Source organism: Streptomyces sp. MB09-01, from assembly GCF_033794505.1.
Classification (GTDB): Bacteria; Actinomycetota; Actinomycetes; order Streptomycetales; family Streptomycetaceae; genus Streptomyces.
This window is the reverse complement of the sequence record NZ_JARAYQ010000546.1, coordinates 1-1427: the sequence shown is the minus strand read 5'-3', so window position 1 is coordinate 1427 and position 1427 is coordinate 1. Positions and strand designations below refer to the sequence as shown.

At 72.0% G+C, this 1427-nt stretch carries 2 protein-coding genes; one reads left to right on the top strand and one right to left on the bottom strand.

The features are described 5' to 3' along the window. On the bottom strand, positions 1 to 325 hold a 325-nt coding region (locus PV721_RS43345), incomplete at its 3' end, for a cupin domain-containing protein (RefSeq protein WP_319734372.1). 102 nt (positions 326 to 427) lie between these two features. On the opposite strand from PV721_RS43345, the gene PV721_RS43340 reads away from it, so the two are divergent. Then, on the top strand, positions 428 to 1360 hold the full coding sequence (locus PV721_RS43340) for an MBL fold metallo-hydrolase (protein WP_319734371.1): 933 nt from the start codon (positions 428 to 430) through the stop codon (positions 1358 to 1360). Positions 1361 to 1427: the final 67 nt, after the last annotated feature.

The following is a 1427-nucleotide window of genomic DNA, read 5'->3' as shown; positions in this document are numbered from 1 at the left end:
CGCCCGCCCCAACCGGCCGACCCGTCGTGCTTACCGCGTCCCACTGGTCGAACCTCATCGCCCGCTCCATCTCCCGCGCACCGGCCGCACGGTCGGCGATCACATGGCCCGTCCCGTGCGGCAGCAGTACCGCGTCCCCCGCGCCCAGTGACAGGGGCGCGCCATCGCCGTCCGGCAGCAGCCGGCAGCTGCCCTCCAGCACGATGTGGAACCCGGCACCGTCGTACGGGTCGAGGCGGGCGCACCAACTCCCGTTCACCCGCACCCTCTGCGAAGAGGGCCGCCCGATCCGTACGGTCGAGATCGCATCGCTCACCACGTCCATCCCGTCACGCTACCGGGCCGCCGCCCCGCATGAGACGCCCGCGTATCGGTGTGAGCCGAGCGGGCATTGAGGAGCTCACCGGCTCCTTTCTAGGGTCGGGGCATGACGAATGAGAACAGACAGTCGATCTGGCTCGGCGATGTCGAGGTGATCCGGGTCCGCGAGTGGCAGGGTTTCTTCATTTCCGCCCGCGACTTGGTGCCGGACTCCGCCGGGGTCTGGGAGGACAACGGGCACTGGCTGGCTCCGGACCACTGGCAGCCGGAGCAGGGCCAGGCGGTGATGGCCCTGCAGTCCTGGGTCCTGCGCAGTGCCGGACGGACCGTCCTGATCGACACCGGGGTCGGCAACGGCCGCGAACGCCCCCACACCCCCCATTTCCACCACTGGCAGACCGACTTCCTGGGCGCCCTGGCCGCCGCCGGCGTCCACCCGGAGGACGTCGACGTCGTCGTCAACACCCACCTCCACGCCGATCACGTCGGCTGGAACACCCACGACGTGGGCGGAGAGTGGGTCCCGACGTTCCCTCGCGCCCGCTACCTCATCCCCGCGGCGGACGACTTCCACTTCGGGCCCGGCAACTCCCGTGGAACGGGCCGGAACCCGGACGACGCCCTGGTCTACGAGGACAGCATCGCGCCGGTCCACCGGGCCGGACAGGTCGTGCTGTGGGACGGCGCCCACCGCATCGACGAACACCTCACCCTGGAGCCGGCCCCCGGCCACACCCCCGGCTCGTCCGTCCTGCGCCTGGCCTCCCGAGGTGAGCGGGCCGTGTTCGTCGGCGATCTCCTGCACAGCCCGGTGCAGATCGTCCAGCCGTCCTGCAACAGCTGCTTCTGCCTGGACCCGGTACGGGCGGCGGCCAGTCGCCGCCGGATCCTGCAACGGGCCGCGGACGAGCGGGAACTGGTCGTCCCCGCCCACTTCGCCGGCCCGGGCGCCCTTAACGTCCGCGCCGACTCGGACACCTTCGCCCCCGCCCGCTGGGCCTCCTGGCCCGCTTCCCACGACACGGCCGCCCCCGCCTAGGTCTTGTCGTCGGCGGTGGCGAGCGCGGCTCTGTAGTCGTGGGGGGCCGGGAGGTCGGTGAGGGTCC

What these genes read in the sequence shown, in the direction of transcription:
- PV721_RS43340 (WP_319734371.1), top strand. Translation starts at nt 428, where the DNA reads ATGACGAATGAGAACAGACAGTCGATCTGGCTCGGCGATGTCGAGGTG.